Origin of the sequence: Paroceanicella profunda (assembly GCF_005887635.2) — a bacterium.
GTDB classification, from domain to species: Bacteria; Pseudomonadota; Alphaproteobacteria; order Rhodobacterales; family Rhodobacteraceae; genus Paroceanicella; species Paroceanicella profunda.
In genome coordinates this window covers 2,813,382-2,838,655 of record NZ_CP040818.1, presented here as the reverse complement: position 1 = coordinate 2,838,655, position 25,274 = coordinate 2,813,382, and the positions used below count along the sequence as shown (strand labels likewise).

27 protein-coding genes are annotated in these 25,274 nt (G+C 67.8%); 5 read left to right on the top strand and 22 right to left on the bottom strand.

Annotation, left to right across the window (positions count from 1 at the left end):
* Positions 1 to 14: 14 nt before the first annotated feature.
* Both FDP22_RS12695 and FDP22_RS12690 read left to right on the top strand, forming a co-directional pair.
* A complete protein-coding gene (locus FDP22_RS12695; protein ID WP_205910781.1) occupies positions 15 to 791 on the top strand; it encodes an SDR family NAD(P)-dependent oxidoreductase in 777 nt (258 codons plus the stop codon).
* Positions 792 to 1,840: 1,049 nt separating this feature from the next.
* A complete protein-coding gene (locus tag FDP22_RS12690; protein ID WP_138574139.1) occupies positions 1,841 to 2,137 on the top strand; it encodes a hypothetical protein in 297 nt (98 codons plus the stop codon).
* Positions 2,138 to 2,658: 521 nt separating this feature from the next.
* Here the strand turns inward: FDP22_RS12690 and FDP22_RS12685 are convergent.
* Entirely contained in the window at positions 2,659 to 3,141 is a 483-nt protein-coding gene (locus FDP22_RS12685; protein ID WP_138574138.1) for a thermonuclease family protein, read from the bottom strand.
* Between the two features lie 291 nt (positions 3,142 to 3,432).
* Between FDP22_RS12685 and FDP22_RS12680 the strand changes: the two genes are divergently transcribed.
* The 3 genes from FDP22_RS12680 (at position 3,433) to FDP22_RS12670 (ending at position 5,306) form a co-directional block, all read left to right on the top strand.
* A complete protein-coding gene (locus FDP22_RS12680; RefSeq protein ID WP_138574137.1) occupies positions 3,433 to 3,615 on the top strand; it encodes a type II toxin-antitoxin system HicA family toxin in 183 nt (60 codons plus the stop codon).
* A gap of 57 nt (positions 3,616 to 3,672) precedes the next feature.
* Positions 3,673 to 4,071, top strand: a complete 399-nt coding sequence (locus tag FDP22_RS12675) for a type II toxin-antitoxin system HicB family antitoxin (RefSeq protein WP_138574136.1) — start codon at positions 3,673 to 3,675, stop codon at positions 4,069 to 4,071.
* A 335-nt stretch (positions 4,072 to 4,406) separates the two neighbouring features.
* Complete coding sequence (locus FDP22_RS12670) at positions 4,407 to 5,306, top strand: S1 family peptidase (RefSeq protein ID WP_170317686.1); 900 nt, start codon at positions 4,407 to 4,409, stop codon at positions 5,304 to 5,306.
* On the opposite strand, the gene FDP22_RS12665 is transcribed toward FDP22_RS12670, so the two are convergent.
* From FDP22_RS12665 to FDP22_RS12575, 21 genes are all read right to left on the bottom strand, one after another.
* Positions 5,301 to 5,549, bottom strand: a complete 249-nt coding sequence (locus FDP22_RS12665) for a hypothetical protein (RefSeq protein ID WP_138574132.1) — start codon at positions 5,547 to 5,549, stop codon at positions 5,301 to 5,303. The two genes, FDP22_RS12670 and FDP22_RS12665, sit on opposite strands and share 6 nt — an antisense overlap.
* A 144-nt stretch (positions 5,550 to 5,693) precedes the next feature.
* Entirely contained in the window at positions 5,694 to 6,218 is a 525-nt protein-coding gene (locus tag FDP22_RS12660; protein WP_138574130.1) for a hypothetical protein, read from the bottom strand.
* Complete coding sequence (locus FDP22_RS12655; protein WP_138574128.1) at positions 6,211 to 6,840, bottom strand: lysozyme family protein; 630 nt, start codon at positions 6,838 to 6,840, stop codon at positions 6,211 to 6,213. Before FDP22_RS12655 ends, FDP22_RS12660 begins: the two co-directional genes overlap by 8 nt.
* Positions 6,841 to 6,872: 32 nt before the next feature.
* On the bottom strand, positions 6,873 to 7,598 hold the full coding sequence (locus FDP22_RS12650) for a hypothetical protein (protein ID WP_138574127.1): 726 nt from the start codon (positions 7,596 to 7,598) through the stop codon (positions 6,873 to 6,875).
* Positions 7,599 to 7,774: 176 nt separating this feature from the next.
* Positions 7,775 to 8,605: a hypothetical protein gene (locus FDP22_RS12645; protein WP_138574125.1), complete on the bottom strand. Its 831-nt coding sequence runs from the start codon at positions 8,603 to 8,605 to the stop codon at positions 7,775 to 7,777.
* Positions 8,606 to 8,608: 3 nt separating this feature from the next.
* Positions 8,609 to 10,675 (bottom strand): hypothetical protein, encoded by a 2,067-nt coding sequence (locus tag FDP22_RS12640; RefSeq protein WP_138574123.1) that lies wholly within the window; start codon positions 10,673 to 10,675, stop codon positions 8,609 to 8,611.
* Position 10,676: 1 nt separating this feature from the next.
* A complete protein-coding gene (locus FDP22_RS12635) occupies positions 10,677 to 13,961 on the bottom strand; it encodes a hypothetical protein (protein ID WP_143972264.1) in 3,285 nt (1,094 codons plus the stop codon).
* 42 nt (positions 13,962 to 14,003) lie between these two features.
* Positions 14,004 to 16,121, bottom strand: coding sequence for a phage tail protein (locus tag FDP22_RS12630; RefSeq protein ID WP_143972263.1), 2,118 nt, complete (start codon positions 16,119 to 16,121; stop codon positions 14,004 to 14,006).
* On the bottom strand, positions 16,121 to 16,504 hold the full coding sequence (locus FDP22_RS12625; protein ID WP_138579666.1) for a DUF6950 family protein: 384 nt from the start codon (positions 16,502 to 16,504) through the stop codon (positions 16,121 to 16,123). The genes FDP22_RS12630 and FDP22_RS12625 overlap by 1 nt, the downstream gene beginning before the upstream one ends.
* Positions 16,501 to 17,082, bottom strand: coding sequence for a hypothetical protein (locus FDP22_RS12620; RefSeq protein ID WP_138579664.1), 582 nt, complete (start codon positions 17,080 to 17,082; stop codon positions 16,501 to 16,503). Before FDP22_RS12620 ends, FDP22_RS12625 begins: the two co-directional genes overlap by 4 nt.
* The gene (locus FDP22_RS12615; RefSeq protein WP_138579662.1) at positions 17,075 to 17,803 is read right to left on the bottom strand and encodes a hypothetical protein; all 729 of its coding nucleotides are present in this window, start codon (positions 17,801 to 17,803) and stop codon (positions 17,075 to 17,077) included. The genes FDP22_RS12620 and FDP22_RS12615 overlap by 8 nt, the downstream gene beginning before the upstream one ends.
* A 4-nt stretch (positions 17,804 to 17,807) precedes the next feature.
* Entirely contained in the window at positions 17,808 to 21,065 is a 3,258-nt protein-coding gene (locus tag FDP22_RS12610) for a phage tail tape measure protein (protein WP_170317685.1), read from the bottom strand.
* A 7-nt stretch (positions 21,066 to 21,072) separates the two neighbouring features.
* Positions 21,073 to 21,252 (bottom strand): hypothetical protein, encoded by a 180-nt coding sequence (locus FDP22_RS24505; RefSeq protein WP_138579682.1) that lies wholly within the window; start codon positions 21,250 to 21,252, stop codon positions 21,073 to 21,075.
* Positions 21,213 to 21,572 carry a GTA-gp10 family protein gene (locus FDP22_RS12605; RefSeq protein WP_138579680.1) on the bottom strand — a complete coding sequence of 120 codons (360 nt, stop codon included), beginning with the start codon at positions 21,570 to 21,572 and terminating at the stop codon, positions 21,213 to 21,215. Before FDP22_RS12605 ends, FDP22_RS24505 begins: the two co-directional genes overlap by 40 nt.
* The gene (locus FDP22_RS12600; protein WP_138579678.1) at positions 21,572 to 21,994 is read right to left on the bottom strand and encodes a hypothetical protein; all 423 of its coding nucleotides are present in this window, start codon (positions 21,992 to 21,994) and stop codon (positions 21,572 to 21,574) included. The genes FDP22_RS12605 and FDP22_RS12600 overlap by 1 nt, the downstream gene beginning before the upstream one ends.
* Before the next feature lie 3 nt (positions 21,995 to 21,997).
* Positions 21,998 to 22,420, bottom strand: a complete 423-nt coding sequence (locus tag FDP22_RS12595) for a hypothetical protein (protein WP_143972261.1) — start codon at positions 22,418 to 22,420, stop codon at positions 21,998 to 22,000.
* The gene (locus FDP22_RS12590) at positions 22,417 to 22,830 is read right to left on the bottom strand and encodes an HK97-gp10 family putative phage morphogenesis protein (RefSeq protein ID WP_143972260.1); all 414 of its coding nucleotides are present in this window, start codon (positions 22,828 to 22,830) and stop codon (positions 22,417 to 22,419) included. Before FDP22_RS12590 ends, FDP22_RS12595 begins: the two co-directional genes overlap by 4 nt.
* A 6-nt stretch (positions 22,831 to 22,836) precedes the next feature.
* A complete protein-coding gene (locus FDP22_RS12585; RefSeq protein ID WP_138579634.1) occupies positions 22,837 to 23,211 on the bottom strand; it encodes a head-tail adaptor protein in 375 nt (124 codons plus the stop codon).
* 4 nt (positions 23,212 to 23,215) lie between these two features.
* On the bottom strand, positions 23,216 to 23,872 hold the full coding sequence (locus FDP22_RS12580) for a head-tail connector protein (protein WP_138579636.1): 657 nt from the start codon (positions 23,870 to 23,872) through the stop codon (positions 23,216 to 23,218).
* Complete coding sequence (locus FDP22_RS24500; protein ID WP_170317684.1) at positions 23,872 to 24,039, bottom strand: hypothetical protein; 168 nt, start codon at positions 24,037 to 24,039, stop codon at positions 23,872 to 23,874. Before FDP22_RS24500 ends, FDP22_RS12580 begins: the two co-directional genes overlap by 1 nt.
* Before the next feature lie 13 nt (positions 24,040 to 24,052).
* Positions 24,053 to 25,270 (bottom strand): phage major capsid protein, encoded by a 1,218-nt coding sequence (locus FDP22_RS12575; protein WP_170317683.1) that lies wholly within the window; start codon positions 25,268 to 25,270, stop codon positions 24,053 to 24,055.
* Positions 25,271 to 25,274: the final 4 nt, after the last annotated feature.

The following is a 25,274-nucleotide window of genomic DNA, read 5'->3' as shown; positions in this document are numbered from 1 at the left end:
CGGAGAGCAATGCCATGCCCACGAAGACCCTCATCACCGGCGCCTCGACAGGCATCGGCGCCACCTACGCGGACCGTTTCGCCCGGCGGGGGCACGACCTCGTGCTCGTCGCCCGTGACACCGCGCGGATGGACGCCCTGGCCACCAGGCTGCGCGCGGACACCGGCGTTGCCATCGACATCCTGCCCGCCGACCTGACCGAGGCGGCAGACATCGCCCGGGTCGAGGCACGGCTGCGCGAGGACGCGGATATCGGGATCCTGGTGAACAATGCCGGGGCCGGGCTGCTCGGCAGTTTCGCCGAGCAGGACAGCGCCGACCTCGCCCGGCTGATCACGCTGAACGTGACCAGCCTGACGCAGCTCGCCAACGCCGCCGCCTCCCGCTTCGCGCGCGAGGGCCGCGGGTCGATCATCAACATCGCCTCGGTGGTGGGGCTGATGCCGGAGTTCGGCATGACGGTCTACGGCGCCACGAAGGCCTTCGTGATCTTCCTGTCGCAGGCGCTGGCCCATGAACTCGGCCCCCGGGGCGTCTACGTGCAGGGCGTGCTTCCGTCAGGCACGCGCACGGAGATCTGGGAGCGCAGCGGGGTCGATCCCGCCAACCTGCCGCCGATGATGGACGTGAACGACCTGGTCGACGCCGCCTTGCAGGGCTTCGACCGCCACGAGGCGATCACCATCCCCGCCCTGCCCGAAGCGGCTCTCTGGGACGCCTACCAGAGCGCGCGCCAGGACATGCTGCCGGGCTTCGGCAACACCCTGCCGGCAGAGCGCTATCGCGGCTGATCCCCCTTCGCGCCCCATCTCGCGAAAGGCCGCCCGATTCCCCGGCCCCGCTCTTCGCCGCACCCGCGCCTGGCCCGCGGCGGCGACAGCGCCGGAGCGTCATGGCCCGCTCACCTTGAACCGGGCCGCGCCCCGGCCACATGCCACCGAATACAATGCCCGGCGGGCCGGCGCCGGGCTGATCATGACCGCGGCGACGCGGATTTCCCCGCAAGCGCAGGGGTTGGGGGCATGCCGGGCACCTGCACGCCGGAGCAGATTGCCGGCTGGAAGGCGGCAACCGATGCCGCCCCACGCCGGGGGCCGGCGCGTCGTCCTGCAGCCCTCGCGCGCAGGTCCTGTCTGGACACTGTTCGCGCCGCGCGCCTCTGGCGGTCACTGAAGTGTGGGTGCGTTTGTCCCCACGTCCGGGAGACCGGCGACCATGTGGAGGTTCCGACCATGCCGCACCTCCAGCGCAGCATAGACGGGCCCGCTGCCGGCGCCACGCCCCTTTCTTCGCCGCCTTCGGCTGGCCTTTCGCTGCTGCGGCTTTGGACGACGGATGCGAATCTGGCCTGAGGACGCCCGGCTTTCCCGGCACGCGGCCCACGGCGTTTGCCCGGCCGCCGACAGGCTCCTGGCTGAAGCCGGATGCTCCGAGCTTGAAATCGCCTCACTGCCCGAACCTGCCGATCCGCGCACATCCGGCATCTGTTCACGGAGCGCCAACAGGCCGTGGCTTGCGAGCTCCGCCATGGCGAAAACGGGGCCCTTCAGCGCGCGACCTGAGCCACAGGTGTGGATCCATGGTCCACTGTTCCCAATTGCACGGCAGTTTCAATGGCTTATTCTCTCGATGGTAGGCCCGGAGGGATTCGAACCCCCAGCCAAGCCGTTATGAGCGGCCAGCATGTCGCGTAACCTGATGAAATCCTGCGCGGGAAGCGGGCTGTAGATCGGCTTTTTGCGCAGGATATCGCCCCTCAGGGGTTCACACAGGTTCAATGAACCTCCGAGCACTCCGTTAGGCATTGCCTACTGACCACACTCAGACCATCTCTTGAGCTATGTCCTTCACCCGCCAGCGCACGCCCCCTCAGCATGTCGGCGATACCGAATTGTGGACCATCCGCCACGACGGCAAGGCAATCGCCTACATCCGCCAGCAGCCGCAGCTCCCGTTCGAAATCCGGCACCTCTGGTGGGTGTCCCCACAGTGGTATCCGCCGGCACCGCGACCATCCTGCGAGACCCTCGATGAGGCGCTGGCCGAGGTGAAGCGGCTGTACTTGGAGGCGCTGGAGGCAGGGCCGGTGAAGCTCACGCCTGACCGGCCGCAGTGGAACAAGGACGGTCCGTGGTGAGCTGCAATGACGCAGTTGAGGCACTCTAGTCTCAGTGGAAGAGTCCGACAGCCGCTAGGACCACGCCCACGACTCCAGCGCCGGCCGCGATGTAAAGCACACATCTGTCCCTTGACTGAGCTCTTCGTGATTTCGAAGCTTGGTCTGATAGCCAGTCTTCAACGAAGGATCGCGGCGGAGGGCGAGAAGTCCCGCCCTCATCGACACGCATAAAATGCACTGAAGATGAACGAGTGCCACCAATGTGCTTGTCCGTATTCAACCGGATCAGCACCTGCTCTGCACCCATTTTTTCGAGCATTTCCGTCCACTTTTCCTGCGTTTCTTGTGTCGGCGGACCTGACTTTATCGGCATATGCTTAATGCTCCTCCTGTAGTGAATTCACCAGAACATAGGTGAAGCCCATAATACAAAAAGCCCCGCTGGCGTGAACCGGCTGGGCCTCGTGGTTATGGACCAGCGCCGCAAAGGGCCGGGAGGATCGGCGCCGCGTTGAGGTCACAGGGCCGCAACGCCCACCTCACCTCAAATACTCCACGGCGAACCCCTCCCGCACCAGCCAGTCGTTCACGCTCTCCCCACCCTCATAGAGCGTCACAAGATACCGCCCGAATGACCCCGTCGCCTCCCGGTCGAGGCGCTTCATCTGGTGAGTACAGATGTAGAGGCTCTTTCCCTCCACCCTAGCCCGCAGCGCTTCCTCCGCCTCATCGTAACCAGCTTCGCCGCGCTCCGGCGCCTGCACCTGGTAGAGCCGGAGGTGCTCGTTGTGGAGCCAGACGTCGAAACCGAGATCCACGTTCGCGACCACTGTGTCGCCGTCGATCACCCGGGTGATGTCGGCGCGGTAGGCATACAGCCCGCAGTCCGGGAGGTCGTCTCCACACGCGCTTGAGGCCGCCGCGAGCGAAAGCGTCGCGGCCACCAGATATGCCCGGGAACGCATCTCAGAGCAGCCCCAGAAGTGCATAGAGGTAATGTCTACCGGGTGAATTGCGATCACTCATCGTGGCGTCTCCAGAAACCCCGAGCCTTCTACCTCACGGATAATGGCAGGTTAACGAGCGCGTTTCACCTCGCCAGATGAAACGCGAAATCGCCCCTCAAACACAAAGAGCCCCGCCTGCGGGAACCGGCGGGGCCTCGTGCTTATGGACAAGCGGCGCCTAGAGGCTGCCGCGCGATCCACCGCCTTGGAATAGTGGCTAGTGATAAGCGCCGCGCGCTAACTTTTGCGCATTTATTTACACACAAAGGCTTGCGCAACCTTGCGCAAGTGTGTATATAATTGCGCATGGAGAAGAATTCAAAGGCGATCATCGCCCGGCTCCAGAAGGAAGGCTTCACCGTGGTTTCGCAGAGGGGATCGCACGTGAAGCTGAGGAAAGGAGACCGGACGGTTATCGTCCCCCACCCGAAGCGGGATCTGCCAACAGGCACAGCCCGCAACATAGCGAAGCAGGCGGGCTGGATTTAATCCAGCCCGTCGGCACCCCGCCAAGGGTGGGCAGAAACGGAGAAGGATGGAGCAAGCATGATCTACTGGGCCATTGTCCACCACGACCCGGGAAGCGCCTACGGCGTTTCCTTCCCGGATGTGCCGGACTGCTTTGCAGCAGCCGACGAAGAAGAGGATCTGATGGCCAATGCCATCGCGGCTCTCGACGACTACTTCGCCGACGGCCATGTGATGCCCGCAGCCAGCGGCCTCGAGCAGGTGCGCGCGGCTGTCGCCGAGGATCTCGCCGAGGGCGCATTCCTCGTCCAGGTTCCGGCGATCCGCCGCCTCACCAAGACGGTGCGAGCGAATATCAGCATGGAGCAAGGCCTGCTCGAAGCCATCGATGAAGCAGCGGAGCAGCTCGACATGAACCGCTCCGCCTTCCTGGCGCAGGCGGCCAGAAACGAGATCCACCGCACGAAAGCGGCCTGAAACAGAAAAGCCCCGCCGGCGCTAACCGGCGGAGCCCTTTGATCTCCACTCTGCCGGGAATGTGGCGATCAAAGATCCACCACCGGTTCATCTCGCGGCCAGCTATCGGAAATCTGGTCAGCCATCGGGACGTGCTTGGCCACCCATACTTCGTAGCACGTTGGACACAAGACCCTTGGCGACTGACCCTGCCGAACAATCGTAGCTCGAAAGCTGTGGCCAATTGGGCACCTGAAGAGAGCTTCGTACTTGATTTCGTGCATTCGACCTCCGAATGTCCAGACGACACCAAAAGATTCTACTTTCGACAGTTGTGTAAAAAGGGGGAGATTGAGATGCGGACGCCCGAAGCCATGGAGCATGACCGCTCGCGAAAGCCCAGCCTTGCGGATCAGCTTAACCACACTGTCGTTAGAATAACCTCCGGCAAAACCATTGACTATATGCCGCAATCATCCGGAACTGGATTCTTCTATGGCATGAAGATTGACAACATAGTCATAGCTCTAATTATTACAAATAAACACGTTATATCGGACGCACTCTGGTTACGTTTTGATTTTGCGCGAATGAATGAACAAAAAAGGCGTGTTCTTGAACCTTCAAGGCCATACACTCTCCCCATTAGTGACGCTATACTTTTTCCCCACCCGGATCCGGACGTCGATATAGTGGGCATTGCACTCAATCCCATGAAGGAACATCTTCTCAAAGATGGATACAATATTGCGGAACGATTGCTATCCGCTGAAAATTTTCCGCCAGTATATCTCATTCCACAAATTCAAGCATCCCAGCCAGTCCTAATGTCCGGCTTTCCAAACAGCCTTCGTGACGAGGCCAACAATCTCCCCATCCTAAGGCGCGGTATACTTTCAACAAATTTATCTACAAACTACAAGGGAAAGCAAAATATTGTTGTAGATATAGCTGTATATCCTGGCTCTTCTGGATCTCCCATATTCGCATACTTTGATCAACTTCGGCCCTCTAAAGAATTCTCAATCGCATTGTTCGAGTCACCAATCGCATATCTTATTGGAATTCTCCATTCAGGTCCGACGACCAATGCGCGAGGACGCCTTGTCACCGCTCCGGCCCCTACCGAATACCCTCGCACAGAAACAACCATCATGATGCACTTGGGCTATGCCGCCAAGGCGCACCTGATTGAAGATCTCAGGCCGCAAATTGAACAGAGAATCAAGGACGAGGGGGCCGCGTCGCCCTCATAAGTCACTCTCGCCCCGACACGCCCTGACCTCCGCCCGCATCACGCCGTAGTCATCCAGGAACCGCGGCAGCACCGAGCCGGGCGGCAGGCCGCGCAGCTCGCGCAACGCCTGTTCCTGCACCTCCGGGCTGTAGGGCACCAGCGAGGGGCAGACGGGCTCAGAACCGCTTTTCCCGCAGGAGCTCATCAGCACCGTCGCCCCGAGCAGCATCGCCAGCTTCGCGCATTGCGTGATCCGTTTCATATGCCTTCTCCAGTGCTTCTTGCTTGGCTTCAGCCTTCCCGGCGGACTTGCCGGACCAGCGCACCCCAATGAGCCCGAGGACCGCTGCCACGGCCGTCCCGAGGGCAACCCACACCTCCGCGGGGATCAGCCCCAGCAGCGCGCTCACAGCTTCTCACCGGTGGCGAGATCGTCGTGCAGCTGCTCCCAGCCATCCCCGGCGGCCACCAAGCACGCCTTTCCGCTCGGCATCGTGATGATGATCGTGAAGGTGCCGGTGGCGTCGGAGGCGTAGACCTCCAGCACCCCGGCATCGCGTTGCAGCCCAATGCCCCGGCGGGCCTCGCCGTACTTCTCCGCGAGGCGCTGCACGATGGCCGTGCGATCGCCACATGCCATGCCCTGCGCCAGCGTCGGGCCGGGCATCAGGGATAGCCCCAGGGCGAGGAGAAGCGCCGAGGTGGCAACCACCTTTCGCGTGATGACCACCCGGCGCTTCGGGTTCATCCGCTCGCGGTAGGCAAGCGCCCCGGTGAACAGCGGCAGGATTGCCATGACCGTGTCGGCCAAACGGTTCGCATCGAGCTCCGTCTGGAAGAAGGTCCGGGCCAGCACCGCGGCGAGCGTGGCGACGGCATACCAGAAGGACCGGGTCTGCCAGATGGGGATAGGGGGAAGCGTGTCAGCCATTGCGACCTCCGAACAGCTTTGCGATTGCGGAAATGAGAGCGGCCCACGGGCCCTGTGCTGGCTCAGGAGCGGCAGGCTCCGGCGCGGGGGGCTCCACCGCCACGGGCTCGCGGCAAGCCTTCAGGGCCTCCAGCACGCTCTCGGGTGACGTGAGGGCCTTGTTCAGCCCGTCGCCGGCATAATAGGACTGCCCCCGCTCCACCCATCGTGACCCGCCCTGCTGCGCGAACTGCACCGGGAGGGAGGCCCACTCACGCGAGAGCGCATCCGCGAAGCTCACATCGGAGAGCGCGCCGGCGCACCACGCGTCCCAGCCGCGGCCGCGGAGCAGCTGCACCCCCAGGCGGTCTTGCCCGGCCACGTCGAACAGGTCGGTCGGCACCATCCCTGCCCGCGGGTATGTGGCCTCCAGCGTCCGGCGGATGATCTGGTATTTCCCCGCCGCGCTGGACCGGGACCCGGCGCGCACCGCAGCCACCTGCCACGCGATCACGTCGCGGAGCGTCATGGTGGTGATGGGCCGGCCCGGGCGCGCGGACGCGGGGACACCGCCGAACACGATGTCGTAGTCCCCACCGCTCTCGTGCCGAGCGATGAGGTTGAGGATCGGCTGCGGGGTCATCCCGGCCTCCTGTCTGTGGGAATGGGTGCCGCTCAGGCGCGCGGCTGGATGTTGAAGAACATGGGCCCGATGCGCAGGTCGGGTGCGCGCGGACAGTCGAGCCAGTTCACCGAGATCGTCGCCCGGCCCCGGCCGACCTCCACGCCCTCATCACCGGGGATCGTGGCGGAGAACCGGATCGACTGATCCCGGTCCGGGATGGTTGGGGCCGACAGCGCTATCCCGGTGTCCTGGTTGACGATGCTGACGCTCCGGAACATGTGCGTGCGCCCGCCGCCGTTCGTGAAGGAGACGGAAAGCTGCGGCTGATCGCACGCCCGGTATTTCCGGAACGTGAGGTCGAACACCGCGCGGTCGCCGATCCGGGTGTCCGTGACGCTTGCCTCGGACACCGACGCCACAGGGTCGGAAGACAGTGCCTCGCTGGCCTCCAGCGATGCGATCTTCAGGTTCTGCGCCGTGAGGGCGGTGGCAAGATCGTCTATCGAGCTCTTCAGGATTGCCCGGCTGGCCTGCGCGCTGGCCCGGCTCTCCTCCAGGCTGCGCGAGTACAGCTCGATCTGCTGGCTGTAGCCGCGCAGTTCGCCGGCCACGGCGGACACGGCAACCGTCGCCGTCCAGTCCCGCGCCTTCGACTCGAAGTACATCCCCAGCGGCACGAGAACGGCCGCGAGGGCCATGAACGCGGCGACGAGGTTGCGAATGAATGAGCCGAGCCACTCCACGCCCTCGGCCCATGCGGGCTTTTTCAGAACCACCGAAACACCTCGCTCCATGCGAACCAGCCGATAGCGGTCAAGGCCAAGGCGTTTCGGGCCAGTTCGAATGTTCTCACGCTCATGTTGCTCTTCTCCACGGCCCTCGATGGCGGCTATCCGATCACGCGATCACCGCGCCCTTCCGGCCGGTGACCCACTCGGAGTATCGATCAGGGTCAAACGACCACGCTGCGCGCCTGCATCGCCTTCGCCATGAACGCCATGTGCTTCAGCTGCGCGGCGGTGTCGTAGAAGGTCTCGTAGATCGCCACCATGTGCATGCGACCGAGCGGGTTTGCCGCGCTGCGGGCCACCTGATGCCCCCAGATCCCGAACTCAATGGTCCCATAGTCGGTGGTGCCGTCCAGGAAGGTGCCGATTGCCGCGTTGGTGCTGAACCGGGTGTCACCGCTCTGCACGTTCATCTCGATGCGCGGGGCCGCGCCGTCGTAGGAGAACGAGGCAAGCGACGGCTCGCCGAAGGTTGGAGGCGCGGAGTACTTCACGGTGGTGGCGCCCAGGATGTCCAGCGCGAGGTCGTAGACGTCGTAGATGCCGGAGGCTCCGATGCCGTAGTAGCGCAGCGCCGGGAACGGGGCGTTGGTGTGGTTGTCGGTCGGGAGCGCCATGCCGCCATTGCCGGAGGCGCCGAACAGGTAGCTGTAGACGCTCGCCTCATTGCCGGGCAGCAGCGGCGTCTGGACCATGTACATGGTCCGCTTGCGGCCAGACGGATTGGTGGGGATCGGCGTCCGGAACACCGTGCCGTGCGGCCCGGCCACCTCCAGCCCGTAATCCCGCTGGATCGGGGCCGTCCATCCGCTGCGCAGGGTAGCGGTATTGCCGTTGCCGCTGATGTCGGCCAGCGAGGACACGGGCGCGCCGATCTCCGCCTCGTCCATCATGTACAGCCCGAGCAGGCCAGCCTTGGGGATGCCCCGGATCAGTTCGGTGGCCGTCCCGAGGCCGGCACCGGCGAACGATACGTCTTTGAGCGTGATGATCATGGATCAGAACTCCGAATAGGTCATGGGATAGCTGAAGGCGACGCACCAGTTCGCGAGGGAATAAGGCTTGTCGATGAGGGCCGGGATGTTCTCGGCAGGATCCATCCCGCGCTCGGGGATGTACTCGTAGCGGTCATAGGCCACCTCGGGATCGCTGTCGCAGAGGTTGCCGTTGCCGTCGTGGAAGGTGCTGTCTGCGTACCAGACGAGGTCGGTCTGCGAGATCGTGTCCCGGCAGGCGATCTCGATGACCGTGTCGGCCACGATCTCCACGCTCTGGATCGGGTTCACGGCGATGCCGAGCGCATCGGTGACAAGGAACCCGCGATCCACGGGGAACGTGGCCTGCATGCCCTCGCCCCAGGGGGCGTCGAACCGCAGCGGGCCGACCGGCACGTGGAAGTTGACCACCACCCGGTTGTCCCGGTACCGAATCTCGATGGGGCGCAGCGGCTGCCAGTCCTCGCCATTTTCCAGGACCCTCCTGGAGACCTTGGCGAGATTGTGCCCCTGGTGGCGCGATCCGTTGCTGGAGTAGTGGGTGGACTTGTCGTTGTACGGATAGCTCGGGCCAGCCATGAACGTGTTGGCCCGCTCCAGGCAGGTTTCCAGCTGCGCCATCGGCACCGGCAGACCAGGCTCCCCTCCCACGGCAAAATCCCCGAAGCCGCCCTTGGCCCGGGTCTGGTAGCTGACGATGATCGGCGGCAGGGTCTGGCCGCGCGCGCCGAACCGGCTCATCACATCCGCATCAATGTCATCGAAAAGCTGCCACTCCCGAGCCTTGTAGTAGGTCTTGCCCGTATCGCCCGGCAGGATCACAGAGTTGCGCAGGTTCCCCTCCCCCTGCATGAACCCCACGGTCGATACGCAGATGGTGCTGGCTCCAGTAAGCGCCAGCGCCTTGTCCATCCCGTCCAGCATGATGCCGTAGATATCCAACGCGCCCGGCGTCTCCGGAACCTTTGATATTTCGTCGAGGGTCTTGCTGCCGATGGACGGGTTGATGGCGATGATCTTCGGGCCGGCCGAGGCCGAGAAGAATTTCCGGTTCAGGAAATTCTTGATCCCCCTCACCATGCCGATGACCGGAGGCTCGCCGACCAGGCTACTGTCGGCCGAGAGCGCGGCCTCGCCCGCTCCGTCCAGAATGGTTGCTCCGGAGTTGGTCTGCGCCACAAGCGGGTTGAGCACGGTCGGGCCGATCACGACATAGGCGCCGTCACCGCCGTTCTGGTTGACCGTGTTGCCGATCATGTAGGTGTCGGGTAGCGCATCCTTGCTGATTGAGGGGTTGGTCTGCACCCCGCGCGCGAGGGACTGCCCCCAGACGAACGTCAGCATGTATTCGCACCACGGGATCTGGAACCCACTCAGGTTCGCATCACGCAGCCGCCGCGAGAAGTCCTTGTTGCGCGCGTCCTGCCGGGCGATCTCGGAAGGGGAAAGCGGGTGATAAGGCTCATGCCAGATGCCATCCTTGATGCCTAAGCCGACATTGCCCTGCTCATCCTGAACGCCGAAGCTCCAGTCGCTCTGCCCGCCGAGCTTCGATCCGCCGGGGACTTCCATCTTCGGCGAGCTTTCACGCGTCAGGCCGAACCCGATGAAGCCGTCGAAGCCCCGGACGACGAAGGAATATTCCGCCGTGTCGCTGTACTCGATGGTGTAGTTGCCGCTGGAGACCGAGCCCTTCAGACTGGTCGGCCCGCTGACGCTGAACTCTCCCAGAACGCGGTGGATCATCGAGTAGAGAACGCCGAGATCGTCAGTGCCCACGAACACCCCGCCTTCCGCAGTCTGATAGGTGTTCGACAGGGTCTTGCCGTCGAGCTCCGGGTGCGGACTGCTGATCACCACCGATGCATCATTTCGGCCGTTGATGCTCTCGGTGCGCTCGTCGAGGATCTTGCGCAGCGCCGCCTCCACGGCCACGGCGAGCTTGGTTTGCTCGATATCGACCCGCTCTGCAGCGGTGAGGATCTTGCCGTCTTCCGTCTCCGCAATCTGATCCGTGGTCGCGACGGAAAAGTCACCGGCTGCTTCGAGTGGGCTTGCAATTCTTGCCATATCAGGAGACCTCCACCGGGACGGATCCGGTCAGTTTGAGTGGGGAGCGGAACACGTTGTAGTTGGCGGTATGGCCCGCCGCAGTGGTCACCGAGACCAGAGTCCCGACCGGATCCTCATCAAACCCGAAGAGCTTGTAGGTTGACGGCGCACCGAAGGCGGCCGGATAGGCCACGTAGACGTAGCTGTCGGCGGTGGTGACCGTCCTGGACAGCGCCTTGCTGCCCTGGAGGCCGCTGCCGGCCAGGCCGATAACCCCCGAGGACGTCAGGACGTCCGATGCCGACGCCCCCCAGAACACCCGGGGCTGGAAGGTCACAGACACTTGCGCCTCGTCAGCGCGGTTCAACGTGTCCACGATCCTCAGCGTGTAGGTGGTGCTGGCGGTGATCGCCGCCGGGGCGACATAGCTGACCGCATCCGTAGCGATGGCGAGACCGTCGACCCGCACCACGGAAAGGCTGCCCTCGCCGGCATAGGTCCATGTGAGCGTCGGCGTGACGCTGGTGCCCAGCTCCTGCACCCCGGACGGCGTCACCGTGAGCGTGGTGATGGAGAGGGTCTCCAGCGCCGCCAGCCGGGCCTGGATGGACTGGATGGCCGGGCCGAACAGCTCGTCCGTCACGTCGCGCCACGCCATGAACGCAATTCCGGTTTCGACGTCGAAACCGTAGGTGCGGACCAGCGGTGTCCCGTACCGGGTGGATACCGGCGGCACATAGTCGATGCCGTCGATGGAAGCATCCCGGCTCAGGTAGAGGGTGACCACCTGCAAGCGGTCCTCCACCAGCGGGTTGAGCCAGGTGGCAAGCTTGACCAGGGACACCGCCGACTTGTTCAGGTTGAGGTTTTGCCAGAACACCTCCACCGCATCGCCATCCGGGTCCACCGAATCCGACAGGCGCTTGATGCCGATGCGGAGTTGGTAGACCCGGCCGGTCTGCTCCATCGCAAATGCCCGCCGCCACGCGATGATGCCGGAGTCAGGCATGGACCAGATTGCGCCAAGTTCGGCGTCTACGACACGCTCGCCCGTCGCCAGCGGCCCGCGCGTGACCGGATCTCCCGTATAGTCGTGCGAGAACTGCTGTGGAGCCTCGCCGGGGCGCGAGACGTCGGTAACGCTCAGCGACGACATGTTGTCGTCAATCCGGATGATCTCCGCTTCTGCGCCGTCGATGCGCACGCCCAACGCAGTGTCGGCAGATGCGCGATCAGTTGCTTCAGCCGCCAGTGCCGCTGCTCTGTCGGCCGTTTCCTGTGCCAGATTCGCTGCGGCGTCCGCCGCAACGTCATTGACGGACGCCGAAAGCACATCATCCGCGGCCTGCCTGGCAGTGGCTTCGGCAGTTACTGCCGCTGCTCTGTCGGCGGCCTCCGTGGCGATGGCTGCAGCCGATGCCGCCGTCCCGGCGTTCAGAGCGTCCTGCAAGTCCGATATCTCTTCTGCGCGGGCTTCGGCCTCCCCGGACACCGCCGCTATTCTATCGGCCACCTCTGCGGCCAGAGCAGCCTCCGTATCCGCCTCCAGGGTGTTGATCGCCTCCTGCAGAGCCTCATCTGCCGTGGTCCGCGAGGTCTCCTCATCGTCAAGTGCCGCCTGAAGCGCGGTGTCTGCCGCCGCGCGGGCCGAGGCCTCCGCGCTGACGGCCGCCGCACGCGCCGCGGTCTCTGCCGCTGTTGCCACCGCCGCCGTGGCCTCCGCATCCTCGATCGCGCCCTGAAGAGCGGCATCCGCCGATGCGCGGTTGGTCTCCTCGCCGTCAAGCGCCGTCTGGAGCGCGTTGTCTGCCGCCGCGCGGGCCGAGGCCTCCGCGCTGACGGCCGCCGCACGCGCCGCGGCCTCTGCGCTGATACCGGCAGCGCGGGCAGACGCCTCCGCGTCAATGGCGCTCGACAGTCCTGCCGCGATCTCTGCGACGTGACGGCGCTCCTCGGTCACATCCTTCGCGTCAAGCAGGCCGATATCGGTGGTGGTCGTCGCGTCGAACACGCGGTCGAACACCTTGAAGTAGGCGGCACCGGCCGGCGGGGCCCAGGCGTCGGGCTGACCGTGGTAGATGTCCGCCTCCCACTGCAGGATGCCGTCAGAGAACTCGATATCCTGCCCGCGAATGCTCGCGCCGTCGCCGAGGGAGGCCTTGGTCTCATCGTAGTAGCGCACCCGGAACTGCACAGCGGCATCGCCGACCGAGCTGTTGATGGCGCGGCGGAAGCGAGTGCGCACGCGCCAGATGCTGTCCGGCAGCAGCCGGCAATACGTCGCGATGGCCACCTGCGCGCTGTCGCTGGCGAAAGCGAACTCGGGCTGGCGCACCCGGATGACGGAGCCGCCCATCTCCGAGCGGACCACCAGCGCATCCGGCGGGATCGGCGCCGCCTCATCGAGATCGCTCAGGTTCTGCCGGTAGCCGTCAACGCTCTCGATGCCCTCCAGGTCGCCCGCGAAGGCCGTGGCGACGGCGATGGCCGGGAAGCGCGCCTCCGTATCGTCGATGCGACCAGCAAGGGCGGTGTCGGCGGCATCACGCGTTGCCGCCTCCGACGCCGTTGCCGCTGCTGCGGTATTCGCAGCGGCGGTGATGTTCGCCTGAAGGATCGCATCGTTTTCGGCGCGATAGGTGTTCGCGTTGTCGATCCGGATGTTCAGGGCGTCATCGGCATTGGACCGGGCCGTGTTCGCGGCCGTGATGTTGGCCTGCAGAGCCGCGTCGGCCGAAATGCGATCCGCGGCCTCCGACGCGATGGCGGACAGCGCATCGGCGATGTTCGCCTCGATCTCGGTGATGTCGCTGCGCGGCGTGCCGATCAGGCGGTAGGAGTCAGGCCCCGCGCCCAGGGACATGAGCATGACCACTTCCCCGGCGACGATATCGCCCGGATCCAGATCCGCGCTGCCGCGCTTGAGGATGACGGTCGATGTTCCGTTCACATAGTTCGCGCCATCGTAGCGCCGGATCCGGATGTACGTCCCGCCGCCCACGTTGGTGTGCGCGGCGACGAACAGGTAGTGCCCGCGCAACGGCATCGCATCGAGCGTGAACGTCGCCGGGATATCGTAGACCAGCGAGTTGGGCCCGCCCTGAGGATTGGTAAGCCGGTAGGTCAGAGTGGCTTCGATGGCGGAGGCACGGCCGGCAAGCTCCGCGGCCGCGACCGCATCGGCGTTCACGGCGATGATCGCCGCGCGGATCGCGTCCAGCCCGGCGATGAAGGGCACCTGGTCGACAGGCGCGCCGTCCTGCACGAGATCCGAGCCACTCGGGATGCCCGATACGTCTGCCATGTCTTACCTCTTGTGATGGTTCGGAAGGGGCGCTCGCGCGCCTCAGTCGCCGCCGCCGGTGGTGACGGTGACGCGGATCTGGGCGGAGGCGCCGGAGAGATCGCCGAGGGTGTTCCGCGCCCGGGCGGTGTAGCTGTAGACGCCCGCGCCGAGGGCCTCGCTGAAGGTCACCCGGTCGCCCGGCGCGGCCGTGATCTCCTCGAGGAGCCCGGAGCCCACCCGGTAGATGTTGAGCCCGGCCGCGTTGGGCGGCACGATGAAGCTCACCGCCGCGGTGCCTGCGCCGCCATGCTCATCGCGCCCGCCATAGGGCGGCGAGAGGGTGGCGGCCTCGGGCGTGACGGTGACGGCGCCGGTGTTCGCCCAGGGCGAGGCGCCCACGTCCGACACCGCGCGGGCGCCGGTCTCGTAGGTAAAGCCCAGCGTGGCCGGCAGGATCACCTCCAGCACGCCGCCCTCGAACTCCACCGCCTCCACCTCGAGGACCACGCGCCAGCGCCCGCCCAGCTCACGCTGGCGGATCTGGTAATGGTCCACGAAGGGCGCGGGGCTGGCGGTGAGCTGCAGCGCGAGCACCGGGTCGTCGATGGCCGTGCCCCCGGTCTCCACCTTGCGGAACACCGGCGCCGCGGCGACGCCCGGCGGCGAGACGGTGATCGCCACCGAAGCGGTGCCCGCCGCGACTTGATATGGCATTTCGTCGGTGACCGGATCCCAGGCGAACACCGCCTCGGCGGTCTCGCCCAGTTCCAAATCGACCGCGATCATCGCCGAACCCTGGTCGTTGCGGATCACGCGCGGGCGCTTGGAGAGCACCCGGTAGATCCCGTTCGCGATCTCGAAGCCGGGAATGGCGAGGGTCACGAAGTCGCCCACCCGCAGCGGCAGGGCCGAGGCCGGGAACATCGCCCCGGAGAGCTTCCCCTGCCGCAGGCTCGCACGCTGCGCGATCTGCTGCAGCCGCTCCACCTGCCGCCAGTCGGTGACCAGCTCGAACTCCAGCCGGTCACGGTCATCGCCCGCGCCGGTGACATAGTCCGGCACCTGGTCGGCGACGAAGCCGAGGTCCGCCGAGACGAAGGTCGACACCACTCCGGAGGAGAGCGCATAGGCCGGGCCCTGCTCGGTGAACTCGAAACTGCCGCCCAGCGGCTCGGTGAGGGTCATCACCGGGGCGCGCCAGCGGGCCACCCGGAGCCGGTGCACGCCGCCCTCGCGCGACAGCTGGCCGCCGCAGGCCCGGAGCACCGGGTCGAGCAGCGTGTACTCCCGCGTCTCCAGCATGATGACCCCGTTCACGCGATACTCCAGCCCGGCGACCTCACAGTCATCGGCCGCCGTCGCGAAGTCCGCCCAGTCGATCAGGAAGGCCTCCCGGCCGAGGGCGCGCCGGTGGCGCAGCAGGTCGAGGGCGACCAGCGCCGGGTTGTCCGACCAGCCCCAGGTGGCGGCGTCGTCGGGGTCGTGCGCCGGGTCGCGGGGGTCATGCACCAGCGACCAGTAGCCGAACACCCGGAGGGCCGGGAAGCGTCCCTTCCAGAGCCGCGAGGCGGTGGTGGCCCCGCCGTAGCGCAGGCGCACGAACATCAGCGTCATGCCGGCCCAGACATCCGTCGCCGCGATGGCGTCGGGGATCTCCGCGCGCCACTGCGCCGGCGGGCCGGTGTGGTCGCCGCGCGAGAACCACACCTTGATCGGCCCGTCGCCGTTCTGCGCGCCGTACTTGCCGGTGGCGACCAGCCCGCCCGCGTCGAAGTCATAGGGGTCCGCCCCGCCGGCGGCGCCGAGGGTCTGCACCTCGTCGTTCACCTTGAGCACGAAGCCGCCCTCGGAGGGCCGGGAGTTGAGCAGGTAGACCCCGTAGTAGGTCGCGCCGTCGACATGCCGGAAGATCTGCACCGGCACCACGTCGCAGGCGCCATAGGCGAAGCGCAGGCTCGGGTTGGTGACCGCCGCCTCGCCCGACACCTTGGTCTGCGGCACCTGGCTTCCCGCGTCCTCGGCGAGGGCGGTGGCCGCCAACCCGCCGGCGACGGAGACCGCCGCCGCGGCAAGCGCCCCGTAGGATATGGTGGCGCCCAGCACCGCGAAGCTTCCCGGGATGAGCACTCCCGCGGCGATGGCCGCGACGGAGGTGATGATCGGAACCGCCTTGCCCATCAGAACACCCGCCAGATCACATCGGGCACCGGCACCGCGACCATGCCGCGCGCGCCCTTCGCCCACCACCGCCGGCCGTCGCAGATCGCGAGCGTGGCTCCGGCACCGATATCGCCCGGCTGCGGGCTGCACACCCGCGGCCAGCCCTGTTCTTTCGCCACGTCGCCGATGAGCGCGGCGAGCCCGCCGGCCCCCACCAGCGCCGCTTCGGCCCACTTGCGGTCATAGCCCAGCCGCCAGAGCGCGGCCGGGTCCGGCAGGCCGAGGGCGCAGAGCACGTCCGCCACCGCAAGGCAGCAATCCGCCTCGCCCCAGGCGAAGCGGCGCGAGAACACCCGGGAGACCGCGCGCTGCACCGCCTCGGGCGAGGGTGCCCCGCTCATTCCGCCACCCCCGGCCATTGCGGCGGATCCTCGGCCAGCGCGGTGAGGTGCTCCCAGCCGGTGTCGGTGCCGGTCACGTCCTGCGGCGTGTGCCGCTGCGAGATCCGCGAGGCCGGGCGCTCGCCGGTGGTGACGGTGACCGCGACCTCGACGGAGAGCCCGTCCTCGGACCGGGCCACAGAGATCCGCCGGCCGTCGAGGTAGCCGTTGAAGGAGAACACCGGCGCCGGGATCGGCAGGTCATCCTCCCCGACCAGGGTCCAGCCGAAGGCGGCGCGGCGGCCGGCGAGATCCTCGCGCACCTGCTCCTCCAGGAAGGAGAGCGGCAAGCCGCGCAGCCGGGCGGTGACGGTCTGCACCGCGTCGGCGTCCGCGTCCTCGGCATATTCGATCTCGCCGAGCCCGCCGGAGCCATCGAACACCCGGCCGGCGAGCGGAAGCTGCCCGAGGCCGGACCAGAGCAGCACCTCGCCCCCCGGCCAGTCGAGATGCGCCAGCTCGACCACGTGGTGATAGGGCCGCTCCAGCGCGTCGACCAGCGCGGGCGCGTAATCGGTCAGGAACACCGGTTCAAACATAGGTCAGGGTCTCCCGCTGTTCCTCGGGATAGGTTTCCCGGAAGGTCATCGACCAGCCGCCGCGCCGGTCCTGGTCATAGTTCGGCACGCTCCAGGAGATCGGTTGGAACAGGCCGATGTCGCCGGGATAGGTCACCGGGGTTCCCACCGGCACCGCGGCGCAGAAATGCGGCGCGACCCGGATCTGCACCGTGCCATCCGCCGCGACCGTGTCGCCGAAGGCGATGACATGGCGGCGAACGCCGATGCGGATCTTCTGGCCCCTCCCGAGCACCGCGCCGGGGTAAAGCCCGGCGAGCCCGATCATCCGGTTGCCCGCCGAGCCACCCGAGACCACCCGCGCGCCTGCCGACCAGCCGAGCAGGTCGCCCGTGCTGGAGCGCCAGTACTGCGGCATGCCGTTGGAGGCGCGCCACGGCGTTTCGCCGGCCCGGGCCAGGCTCTCGGCGTAGCGTGGCGAGTAGCCGTAGAGCGCCCGGTCGAAGTCCGCGAGCAGCGCCAGCGCGCCGCCGCCGTCGAGATCCGCCAGCCAGACCGCCATCGCCGCCGCCTGCGCGGCATTGGCGATCTCGCCGGAGAGCGCCACCTGCGCGCGCTGCGGGCCGCGCCCGCCATAGGGGGCCATGCTGATCGTGCCGGCGGTGGTTACCGGGTCGGGCGCGTCGCGCCACTGGCAGAATTGCAGCGGCACGTCCGCCGGCCACTTGTGGACGTAGCGCATGGCCTCAGCCCCCCGTCATGCGCGGGTTGGTGAAGCGCCGGGTGGCCTCGCGCTGTGCCCGCTGGCGCTCGCGCTGATCGAGCGCCTGGGTGAGCCGGGCCATCATTTCCTCCGCAGAGCCGGTCGGGTTGTTGATCGTGATGGTCACGTTGTCCCCGCCGCGCGGCTGCTGGCCGAAGGCGGCGGCGCTCTCGATGTCCGGGAAGATCGGCTCGCCCACCTTGCCGATGAACGGCACCTCGCCGTGCTTCAGCCCGAGCGTTCCGCCGGTGTGCCAGCGCTCCGCGTCCTCGAAGACGCGCGGGTCGACCCGGGTCGTGCCCGAGGCGCGCACCCCGATCACCGCGCCCGCGTGGCCGGTGGGCAGGATCGCGGTCATGCCGGCGACCGGGGCGGTGTTGGCCGAGACGGCCGGAGCCGCCGAGGTGCCGCCGAAGAGCCCGAGCAGGCCCGAGCCGAGCGCCCCGCCGACGCCGGTCGAGGCGCCGCCCGCGAGCGCGGTGAAGAAGCTCCCCGCGTTCGCGCTCACGATCTGCGCGATCACGTCGAGGATCACGTCGCCGGCGGAGCGGGTCTCGTCGGCGAGGCCGCGCAGGCCATCGGTGAGGGTCGAGACCATGTCCTCGCCGGCCCGGCTGCTGTCGGCATAGGCACCGTCCACCTTGCTGATCGCGCGGGCGAGCACCTCGTTGGCCGCCGCCTCGTCGCCCAGGTACCGGATGAGCGCCGGGCGCAGCGCCTCGATGTCGGCCTTCCGCTGCCCGCGCGTCTCCTCCGGCGTGCGGGTCTCGGCATAGAGCGCCGCGGCGGCCTGCAGGTCATCGAGCCCGGCCTTCGCCTTGCCGTAGGCCTCCGCCTGCGCCTCGAGGACCTCGCGCACCGTCTGCCCGCCGGCGGCGGTGCGCGCGTCGAGGTCGATCCCGGCCGCGCGCGCCTCCGAGAGCAGGCGCACCCGCTCCTCGAGCGCCGCGGTGTCGGTGTCGAGCCGGCGCACCCCCACGCTCTCGTCGCGCAGCGCCGCGATGCGCTCGGCCGAGCCGGCGAGGAGATCGGAGAGGCTCTTCGGCGTGGTGCCTTTCGAGGTGGTCGAGGTGGTCGGCGGGTCGGGTTTGTCGCCACTGCCACCCTTTCCACCGCCGCCATTGTCGCCGTCTCCGTCGCCGCTGTTGCTCGGCGGCAGTGTGGCCAGGTCGGGGAACTGGCCGTTGAGCGCGCGCTCGGCAGTAGCAATTTCCCGGTCCGCTTCCTCTCTTCGGATCTGCAGGCGCAGAAGGCGCTCGCGCATATCCTCGGCGCGGGCGGTGGAACGCCGATTGGCCGGTCGGCTCTCATAGTCGGCCAGGTCCCGTTCGAGATCATCCGCAGCCGCAATGCGTTCTGCCTGCTCGCGCCGCGCGCGCTCCGTCTCGAGGCGCAGCAGCTCGCGCTTGGCATCGTACTCCGCCTTCGTCGCCGCGATGATCTTGCCCGAGGCCTTTACCTGCGCGTCACCGGTGGTGGAGATTGCCTTCTTGTAAGCGTCCTGCGTGTCCTTCAGCGTGCTCACCGCCTGGTCCAGCGTTCCAGTGCTGGTGGTGAGCCGCTCCATGCGCTCGCGCGCACTCTCGGTGTTGGCCGAGAGTGCCGCGATGCCCACCGAGGCGGCGGTGATCGCGAGGCCGACAGGCCCGCCGAAGAAGGCCATCGCCCCGCGCAGGCCGGTCATCACGCCCTGTGCGATGCGCGTGGTGGCCGAGAGGCGCGCGACGGCGGCGGCGTTCGCGGTGGTCGCCCGGCTGGCAGCCTCGGTGGCGCGGGTCAGGCGGGTGCGGGCGTTGGCTGCCGAGCGCTCTGCCTTCTCAAGCTCCTTCGTGCTCTCCTTCGTCGCGTTGGTCGCATTCTGAAGCTGCCGCAGCACCGCCGCCTTCTGCGCTGTCTTCACCACCTGCGCCTCGGCGGCGGCCACTTCGGTCTGCGCGATGCGCACCTGCGCCGCCGTGGCCGTGGTCGCGTCCCGCGCCGCGGCCGCCGAGGCCTTCGTGGCAGCAATCAGGGCGCCGAGGCCCCGGGCACCGGCGAAGGCGCCGATGCCGGCCGCGATCTCGGGGACGTTCTCCTGCAGCGCAGTGAGCGCCTCGGTGAGCCCCTGCACCGCGACGGTGGCGGCCGCGAGCCCGCCGCCCTCGCCGAGCGAGAGCAGCACGCCCTCCCAGGCGGCGGCCAGCGCCTTCAGCTTGCCTTCGAGCCCGGCCATGCGGGCCTCGGCCTGGTCCTGCGCCGACACCTTGGCGATGGAGGCGGCGAGCGTGTCGAAGCCTGCCGCGCCGGCCTCGGCCAGCGTGGCGGCGGTGCGGATCGCGTCGGTGCCGAAGATCGTCTTCAGCGAGACGGTGCGCTGCTGTTCCGACAGCCCGGCGAGCGCGCGGCGCAATTCCTCGGCCACCGCCGACATCGGCCGCAGGGTGCCGGTCGCGTCGTAGAACTCGAGCCCCAGCCGCGCGATCTCGGCGCGGGCCTCCTTCGAGTTGCCCGACAGCGAGGTGACGAAGGTCTTGAAGCTGGTGCCGGCATCGGAGCCCGAGGAGAAGGCCTGCGCGGTGAGCGAGAGCGCGGTGGCGAACTCGCCGAAGTCGAGCCCGCCCTGCGCGGCCACCGCGCCGCCCTGCGCGATGGCGCCCGCGAGGTCGTTGAAGCCGAACTTGGAGTTCACCGCGGCACCGGTGACGATGTCGACCACCTGCGCGAGATCGCGCGCCTTGAGGCCGAACTGCGCCATCACGTCCGTGGCGAGGTCGGCGGCGCTGGCGAGCTGCCCGCCGGTGGCCGCGGCCAGCGTCAGCGAGGCGTCGAGCGCGCCGCCGAGGATCTCCTGCACCGAGACGCCGTTGCGCACCAGCACCTCGGCCGCATCCGCCGCCTCGGAGGCGGAGAAGGCGGTGGTGCGGCCCAGCTCGCGCGCCTTCGCCGCGAGCCTGTCGAGGTCGGCCTGTGCCGCACCGCTCGCCGCGCCGATGCGGTTCATCGCCGCCTCGAAGTCCTTCGCGGCGGTCACGGCGTCCCGCACGAAGCTGCCGATGGAGAAGCTCACCGCCAGCCCCGAGAGCACGCCGCGCACGCCGTGCATCACCCGGGCCGAACGCTCCCAGCGCGCGTCGATCCGGTCGAGCCGCGTGCGCACCGAGCCGTCGAGCTGCGCGAGCCGCCGGTCATACTGCGACGTGGCGCGCAGGAAGCCGGTCACGTCGCCGGTGTAGCGCGTGAGGATCTCGTCATGGGTGGGCATGGGGGGATCAGCCTTGGCGGGAGCCCTGCCGGGCGCGGAGATGGGCGAGATGCGCGTCATGCGCCGCCCAGAACTCCTGCGGGGTCGCCGACCAGAGATCGGCCAGCGACCAGCGCAGGTGCACGGTTGCGAAGGAGGAGACGGCGGTCAGCCAGTCGGATCGGCCGCGCCGGTCTCCTCGAGCCACTTTTTTCGGGCGGTCTCCGGCGACCAGAGCAGCGCGAGGAGGAAGAGGCCGATGGCCTCGCGCAGCGCCGGGTCGGTGATCCGCACCATGAACACCGCCTCGGCCACGTCATCGACGTTGAAGCGCTCGCCCGCCGCCTCGGCGCCGGCCCAGATGATGGTGGCCGCCTCCTCGTACTTCAGCCGGCCGGCGCGGTGCACCTGGCAGAGCTCGGCCAGCGCGAAGTCCGTGCGCCGCTCGATCTCGCGGGCGGCGCCGAAGGTCGGGCGCAGCGCATAGCCGCGCCCCGCGAGCGTGATCGCGATGTCCCCGTGCGCCATCACGGGGCCGGCGTGACGGTCTTCGCCGGCGCACCGTCGAAGGTGACGGTGACCGGCACGTCCACGGTCTCGCCCGAGGTGCCGGAGGCCTCGTCTCCGAGCACGATCATCGCCGTGCCGGTCCACACCTCGCCGCCCGGGCTCTGGTCCGCGATCTTCACCTGCACCAGCTCCCCGGACTCGTGCGCCGCGTAGGCCAGCGACTGGCCGGGGAACAGCGGCCGGGTCTTGGTGAAGGTGGTGGTGAAGCTCATCCCCGCCTCGGTGCGGATCGGGGTCTGGCCGACCTTGTGCTTCTTGCTCGACGCGCTCACGCCGGGCGAGAGCGTGCCCTCGTTCTGCTTCTCCAGCTCCACGAAGCCGGAGCCGTCGTTGATGGACATCCTGCTGTCCTTGCCCTTCACCGCGACTTCATTCGCCATGACTTATCCTCCTGCATGGATGCGGAACCGGCTCACCGCGTGGTGGGTGGCCGGGTTCTGGTCGGGCGCGTCCGAACTGCTCACGTGGTCAACCCCGGTCGCGCCCGGGATGGGTTGCCAATCCTCCAGGGCCGCGAGCGCGAGCCCCTGAATGCGGGTGGCCTCGGCCGCCGGCGTGGTGCCGGGCACGGCCGAGGCGAAGACATGGACCATGAAGCTCTGCACGCTGTCGACCGTGGCCCCCGGCCCGGCCCGGCGGCGGGGCAGGACCGCCCAGCCGTCGACGCGCAGATGCACCGCCGGCCGCTCGGCCGGGGGCGCGGTGTGCACGTAGAGGTCGGTTCCGCCGGGGCCCATCCCGGTCAGCGCGGCGCGCAGCCGCGCGACCACGGCGACCTGCAGCGCCCAGCGGCGCGCGAAGCTCATCGGACCCTCCGGGCGCGCCCGCCGCCGGTGCGTGCGAGCTCGGAGGGCGACGCCCGGCGCATGCGCTGCGCATGGTCCGGGGCCACCTCCTCGATGGCGGTGTCGTGCCAGGGCCGGGCCGCCATCTCCTCGGTGCCGTCATGCACGAAGCGGGCGTAGAAGGCCGCGTCGCGCCCCTTGGCCCCGATGTAGCCCACCAGCCCCTCAAGCGTCCCGCGCCGGAAGGCCTTGCGGTAGTAGCGCCGCAGCCGGCCGGTGCGGCGGGTCACCATCGCGTCGAGGTTGGCGAGGCCCGCCGCGTGCACCTCCCGGACCGTCTCGTTGATGCTGTCGGCGACCTGCTCGTGCAGCGCGGTGGTGAGCCGCTTCACCCGGACCCGCTGTGTCTTGATGCCTTCAACCTTACTCATGTGGGCTCACTCCTCTCCCGGGGCATTCCAGACCACGCCGAACTTGAGGGACGGGACGCCGGGAAGTTTCGGGGAAACAGTGCGGATCTGCATTGCGACCCCCGGCTCGCCGGAGACGATGTCGCGGATGCGCCAATCGTCCCGGACACCAAGCGTGTCCGGCGAGAGGCGTACCGTCACCAGCCCGGCAACCGGTGCCACGACAGCCCCGCCGGACACCCGCTCATGCATCTCGCTCTCCTGAGGCGGAGTCATCGGCGCGATGACTGAGCCCCAGCATCGGAACTTCTCGCTCCAGCCCAGCACGGTGCCTCCGCCGGGCGCCGGGCTGCGCACGGGTGCATCGAAGGCGAGCCGCGCCTTCAGCCTTCCTGCCCGCATGACCTCAGATCCCGCCGACGGCGTGAGGCGCCAGAAGCGAGCGCACAGTGTAAGGGAGCGTGGAGACCATGGTGCCGACCACCGCCGCCTCGCGGTTCTCTGCCCAGTTCTGCGCCAGCAGGAACGCCGCGACGCGGATGCCGCCCGGCACATCTCCCGGCGCACCATACCCGGCTGTCATGATCACGCGGACCGCCCCTTCGCTCTCTTGCGCCGGGACCCGAGGTGCCACACCCTCCAGCCGGAGCCGGGTGCAGCGATTGCGCTCCTCCAGTCGACAGGACGTCGCGCCCGGCTCCGCGCCCGACAGATACGCGTCCGTGCAGAACACCCCCGGCCCCACTGAGGTCAGGGAGCCGGTGTCATAGACAAGCTCGCGGACCGGCGTAGCGCTGTAGGCATCGAGGATGACCTCGGACACATCCGGGAACGGAAGGTCGAGGTATCTCCCTACCATGTTCGAGGTCTCCCATGCCCAGGTCTGGGTCACGAGGCAGCGACCGAGGATCCCGTTCCAGCCGTCGAGCAGATCCGTGGCCGCCGAGATGCAAGCCGCAAACGTTACTGGCTCGAGAATGCTGTCGTGCCGCCCCCACTCCTTCACATCGTCGAGGGTGAGAAGCGGTTCCGCCGGCGCGGCAATGCGGATGGGTCGCAGCATCACTTCGCCTTCCGCTTTCTCGGCTTTGCCGCGGGTTCCTCGGCGCGGATCGCGCCGCTTTCGAGGAGCGGCGCCGCCTCGTGCGGCGCCAGCTCGATCACATCGCCGGGCTGGTGGTAGGCCCCCTGCCCGGCGTAGAGCCGCCGCAAGGCGACATAGCGCTTCACGGCAGCCATGGCCTTACGGCGCCGGCGGGGTGAGCGCGCCGTAGACGAACGACTTCGGCCGGTAGACGGTGAGCGCCAGGCGCTCCTCGGCGAGGATGGTCGCCATGTTCTTGACGAAGTTGTCGCCGTTCTCCGTCGAGACCATCACCGAGGCCTGCTGTCGATCCCAGATCTGGGCGGCGAGGCTGAAGGCACCGACCAGCGCGTTGCCCTCCGCGATCTCGTCGCTCTCCACCACCCGCATGCCCCAGAGGCGCGGCGTCGCCCCGGTGGTCACGGCTGCGTAGAGGTACGCCCCATGCGTGTCCTTCAGCAGTTCCAGCGCCGCCCAGTCCGCCGGATTCAGCACCACGGCATCGGCCGAGTAATAGGACTTGCGCACCTGCAGCTTCATCCAGCGCACCGTGTCGACAATGGTCGGCACGCCGGGGATGCCAGTGTCGTCATAGGCGGTCGCCTGGGGGATGAGGCCGAGCATGTTGGTGCCGGTCCCGTCGCCGTTCAGCAGCTGCGTGTCCTCCTTCTGCATCAGACCCATGCGGAGGCGATTGTCGATGTAGCCCTGCAGGAAGGATGCATCGTCGAGCACCTGCTTGGACGCCGCGATCCAGTGGGCGATGGTCGCGACACGAGCCATCTCCGCCGTGAAGGTGATGCCGCTCTCGGGCTTGGTGGTGTTCTCGGCCACCGGCGCCGCAGCGTTGGTGAAGACGTTCTCCTTCGGGAACTCGATGGTGAGCGAGGTGGTGGTGCCCACCGGCAGCAGGTCGCGCACCATGAGCGGACGGTCGGGCTCGGCGATGATGCCCGGCACGCTCTGCACCGTCTGCAGCGGATTGCGCGCCGCGGGCGAGGCGAGCGAGGTGATCGCCTTCATCTCGACAATCTGCCGGCCGCCGCGCTGGCGCTGCAACTGCTTGTACTCGTCGCTCTCGGTGTAGAGCTGGCCGGCCGACTTGTGTTCGGCACCGCCGCCACCCAGGCCGCCGCGGTTCGCCTTGCGCTCGATCTCGTCGGCGCGATCGCCCGCCTTCTTCAGTTCCTCGGTCAGGTCCTTCAGGCGACCGTCGATGTCGGTCGTGTCGGCCTTCCCTTCGAGCTTCTTCTTGAACTCGTCCATGACCTCGCCCAGGGCGGTGGCCTTTTTGTCCACGTCGGCGTAGGTCTTCTGGACCTCCTGCCGCATCGCGTCCTTGAACTCGGTGATCTGTGCTTCGTCGAACGGAGGCATCGCT